Origin of the sequence: Staphylococcus sp. HMSC035D11, assembly GCF_001836075.1 — a bacterium.
Lineage (GTDB): Bacteria > Bacillota > Bacilli > Staphylococcales > Staphylococcaceae > Staphylococcus > Staphylococcus hominis.
In genome coordinates this window covers 1-4,849 of record NZ_KV827280.1, presented here as the reverse complement: position 1 = coordinate 4,849, position 4,849 = coordinate 1, and the positions used below count along the sequence as shown (strand labels likewise).

The window sequence follows — 4,849 nt, the reverse complement described above, 5'->3', positions numbered from 1 at the left end:
TTTTTTTGAGTTGGTGTAGTAATACCAGCTTGAATATGTCCATAAAATTCATATGAATCGTTTTCTTCACTTTCAGGAGTATCAAACATAGATTTAAACGAAAAGATACTGCCTACACTACTTGCTCCAATAACAGCACCAGCACTTCCTATACCTAGTAACTTTAAAAATGAACGTCTAGTCATTTGAGGGTGATTTTTATGATTTATATTACTCATTCTGTAATCACAGCCATTTTACTTAATGGTTCTCCTAGTGAGTTAACTGCATCTGATAACGCTTTTCTATCTTCTTTAGTTATTGCACTATAATCTTTATAACCATTATTATTTTTATATTTATTAAGTAATTGATTCACTTTATTAAAATTATCCATAATTGTAGAACTCAATTTTTTGTCTTTCTTTTCTAATTCAGATTTAAATAATTCATAAATTTTTTGAGCACCTTCGATATTTGCTTTAAAATCATATAAATCGGTGTGAGAGTATATCTCTTCTTCTCCAGTAATTTTTGATGTAGATACTTCATTTAATAAATCCACTGATCCTTGTAGCATTAACTTAGGTGTAATATCTAATGTATCTATTTTAGCATCTAATTCTTTAGCATCTTTTAGTAATTGATCAGCATCCTTCTTAGTCATTTCATCTATTTTATTTTCTTGATAAAGAGATTTTTCAATTTTATGATACCCTGTCCACTTATCTTCTTTTTTCTCTTCTTTCATATCAGCTAGGCGGGCATCGATTTTAGGATCTAAATCGCCAAATGCTTCAGCTACGGGTTCAGAACGTTCATAATACATGCGTACTTTAGGATACAAAAATTTTGCTTTTTCAATATCATCTGCTTTTATTGCAGATACAAATTCTTCAGTTCCTTTTAAAAACTGATCTAACTGTTCATTTGTATATTTTCTATATTCTTTAGCTGCTTTCTGTAATGCTACTTTATTCTCATTTGTAGATTTTTTTGAAGTTTTCTCATTAGCATTATCGTGATTATTATGACCACAAGCTGTTAATAGTAGTGATGATGTTAGTAAAATAGTTGGTAATTTCTTCATAATAAATTCACCTCATTAAAATTTAGTGATTATCTTTTGATGTTAAATATTTTAAAATGTATATTCTCTACATCTAAATTTTAAAATTGCAGTTTTATATCTCTATCAACATGATTATTATCAAGTGATAATCATTATCAATAAAATTATATATTTATGCTGTTTTACTGTCAATATAATTATTTTTTATCAAAATACAGACTATTTTATATTTAATTTATATAAACTTTTTAACTTAATGACTCATTTAAAATGTGGTATGGTTATTTAGGATATGCAATTAACATCTAATTTTTTATTTTTAAGGAGTACGATTTTATGAGTGTAAATTTCAAAGCGTTTATGGTTGAAAAAGATAATGATGGCACTGTCACAAGTGATTTCAAAGATTTATCAATCAATGATTTACCTGAAGGTGAAGTTTTAATAAAAGTTCAATATTCTGGTATTAATTATAAAGATGCCTTAGCCACTGTTAAAGATAGCGGTGTACTTAAATCATATCCAATGGTTCCTGGAATTGATTTGGCAGGTACAGTCGTAGAATCTGATGACCCTACAATCGAAAAAGGTGAAGAAGTTATTATTACTGGCTATGATTTAGGCGTCAATCATTACGGTGGATTTAGTGAGTATGCCCGTGTTAAATCAGATTGGATTGTTAAATGTCCTGAAAATCTAACACTTGAAGAAGCGATGATTTATGGGACTGCTGGTTACACAGCTGGTTTAGCAATAGAAAAATTAGAAAAAGCAAACTTTATGACACTTGAAGGCGATAAAGTACTTGTACGTGGCGCTTCTGGTGGTGTTGGGTCTTTAGCTGTAATGATGTTAAATGAACTTGGTTATAAAGTTGTAGCAAGTACTGGAAATAAAAAAGCTACAAATAAATTAAAAGAATTAGGAGCAAGAGAAGTTATCGATCGTATTTCTGAAGATAGTAATGAAATATTAGGAAAAAGAACTTGGCAAGCTGCTATTGATCCTTGCGGTGGTCCTGGAACACCTTATATAGCAAAGCATCTAACAAATGGTGGCGGTATTGCATTAATTGGTATGACTGGAGGTAACCACTTTGAAACTTCAGTATTTCCATTTATTCTTCGCGGTGTAAGCGTCGTTGGACTTGATTCAGTTATGACACCAATGAAATTACGTCAACGTGTATGGAGAAGATTAGCAACTGATTTAAAATCTAATAAATTACATGAAATTAAAAATACAATTGCTTTTAAAGATTTAAAACATTCTATTGAGACAGTACTTAATCATGAAAACGCTGGAAGAATTATTATAGATTTTGAAGCATAGTTCATATTTATTTAATAAAAAAAGAGCAAGAAACCCAGTTTATAGTGGTTTCCTGCTCTTTATTTTTAAAGATACTAAGTTATATCTTTTTTATCTTTTATTCTTGTTATTTTTTTGTTTTTTTCTACGATTTTTTAATACTAATCCTAGACCAACTAATAGTGTCATTAATTCAATCTCTAATTGAATAGATGTACTTTCTGAACCAGTATCAGGTAATCTATGTGATTTAGATAAATGACTGTTATTAGATTGAATACCGTCAATATTTGATTGATTTTGATTATTGTCTTTATTGTTATGACTTAAGATGTTTTCAATTTTATCAATATCAAGCATATTCAATTTGTCCATTAATTGTTGGATAATTGAACCGATATCATCAATATGTGATTTATCAATTTCTTTTAACGTATCACGTCTAAGTTTTTCAAGATAATCAATTAATTTAGCTTTTTGTTCATCTGTTAAATCTTTGCGTGCTTTAATTTCTTTAATTTTATTATCTATTAACGCATTAGTAATTTCTTTTGCAACAATTTTCGCTATATTATCTTTGCCCTCTTTAAGTTTACGGTTAATTTCATTGATGTCATTGGCGTTATCAATGTTTTCAAGCACTTTTTGTAAAGTTTTATCTATTTCAGCTACCACTTTTTGTTTCTGAGCATCAGTTAAGTTAGAATTATTTAGAATTTCTTGATGTTTTTTATTAGCAAAATCAATAATTTCTTGTTTAGCCAAAGTTTTAGCATCAATTAATGCTTTTAATTTATCGATTTCTTTTTGAGTATTATTTTTAATCTTATTAAGGTCTGTTAATGTAGTTGCATTATTAATCTGACCTTTTGCATTTTCAAGAAGACGCTCTAATTTAGATTTAAGTTTTTCTTTATCTTCTTTAGAAAGGTTAGGATTGTTGTCAATTTCATCTTTCAATCGGTTAACTTCATTTTCTAACTCTACTAAAGCTTTTTGTTTAGCTAATTCAACTTGATGTTTTCCATCTAAATCATATTTTGCTTTTTTAATATCTTGAATTAATTTATTAATTTCTTCAAGTGATGCATTTGTACCAATACCTTTATTTATTAAGTCTTCAGCTTTTTTAATAAGTTCATCGTAAGCGGATTTTTTATCTGGTGAAGCTTCTGAATAATTAACAGAATGCTTGATATCTAAATTATCAGCTATTTCATCAATTAAATGTTTCATAGCTTTATCCACTTCTTTAGCTTTATTAATAATTATATCTAAATTATCACGTGAATTTTCATTATCTACCATATTGTTAAACGCATCTTTTTGTGCATTGTTCAAATGTTCTAAGTTTTCCAATATGTGTTTAACATTATTTCTAGCATTTTGTAATTTTTCTGCACCATTTAAATTATTTTTAGCATCAATTATCTTATCTTTAAGTTGATTTATCACGCTAGGATCAATAATAGGATTTTTTGCATCATTAATTAGTTTTTCAGCTTCTTTTAAAGCATCATCATAGGTATCTTTTTTATCTTTATCTCCATCAGTATAATTAATACTTGCTTTGATTTTATCTTTTTCAGCGATGTTTTCTTTTAATTGTTTCATCGCATCATTTAATAAATTAGTATTATGTTTAATATTTTCTAATTCATCAGAAGTTGTAGAAGCTTTTGTCTTTTCTATTAATTTATCCTTCTGTGATTCTGTTAAATCAGTTTGTTGTTTAATTTTTTTAATGACAGCATCATAATCTAATATTAAGTCATGTTTAGCTTGTTCAAGTTCATCTTTAGCACGTTTCACATTTTCGATAGTTTTATGAATTTCATCAACTGTTGAAGTTAGGTTATCAATAACTTTTTGTGCATTAGCTAATGTATCTTTTGCTTGACTTAATTTATTTCTATAATTTTCAACAGAATCACTAGTCATATTTTTAGTTTCAGGCACCTGATTAATGCTTGTTTCTAAATTGTTTTTAGCATTATTCAATAAAGTTTTGTCTGGAATTAAATCATGTTTAGCTTGTTTTAATGCAACTGTAGCTTCATTTACTTTAGCTATTGCTTGCGCAATTTCCCCAGATGTTGCATCGTCATTTTCAATCACTTTTTGTGCGTCTCTGCTGACTTGTTCTGCTTCTGCTTTTTTCGCTCTATAATTATCTGCTGTTGCTGGCGTCATTCCTGGCGTTGGATCTTCCTCGCTAGTCGCTGCATCTAATTTCGCTTTTGCTTTCACTAATTCACTGTTGTTTTCTTTGTCGTGAAGTAAACTAATGGCATTATCTAACTTAGGTTGTACCGCGTCAATTTTTGCGATAGCCGCTGTTACTTGTGCTGGTGTCGCATTGTCATCATGAATCACTCTATCTGCTTCTGTTTTCGCTGCTTCCAGTTCATCATGAATTTTAGCCATTTCATTATTATATGCAGTCACGCTCGCCGGTTGTTTACCTTCGGTAACACCTACATGATT

The 4,849-nt window shown here is 29.0% G+C and carries 4 protein-coding genes; 1 reads left to right on the top strand and 3 read right to left on the bottom strand.

Going from position 1 to position 4,849, the window contains the following annotated elements; all coding sequences use genetic code 11:
* Together HMPREF2647_RS09185 and efeO are read right to left on the bottom strand one after the other, a co-directional pair.
* On the bottom strand, positions 1–218 hold a 218-nt coding region (locus HMPREF2647_RS09185), incomplete at its 3' end, for a twin-arginine translocation signal domain-containing protein (protein WP_141756760.1).
* Positions 215–1,069 carry an iron uptake system protein EfeO gene (gene efeO / locus HMPREF2647_RS09180; protein WP_048680382.1) on the bottom strand — a complete coding sequence of 285 codons (855 nt, stop codon included), beginning with the start codon at positions 1,067–1,069 and terminating at the stop codon, positions 215–217. The genes efeO and HMPREF2647_RS09185, both read right to left, overlap by 4 nt.
* A gap of 318 nt (positions 1,070–1,387) precedes the next feature.
* On the opposite strand from efeO, the gene HMPREF2647_RS09175 reads away from it, so the two are divergent.
* Entirely contained in the window at positions 1,388–2,383 is a 996-nt protein-coding gene (locus tag HMPREF2647_RS09175) for an acrylyl-CoA reductase family protein (protein WP_070859982.1), read from the top strand.
* A gap of 90 nt (positions 2,384–2,473) precedes the next feature.
* Here HMPREF2647_RS09175 and HMPREF2647_RS09170 read toward each other — a convergent pair.
* A partial coding sequence (locus HMPREF2647_RS09170) for a DUF1542 domain-containing protein (protein WP_070859981.1) occupies positions 2,474–4,849 on the bottom strand: 2,376 nt, incomplete at its 5' end.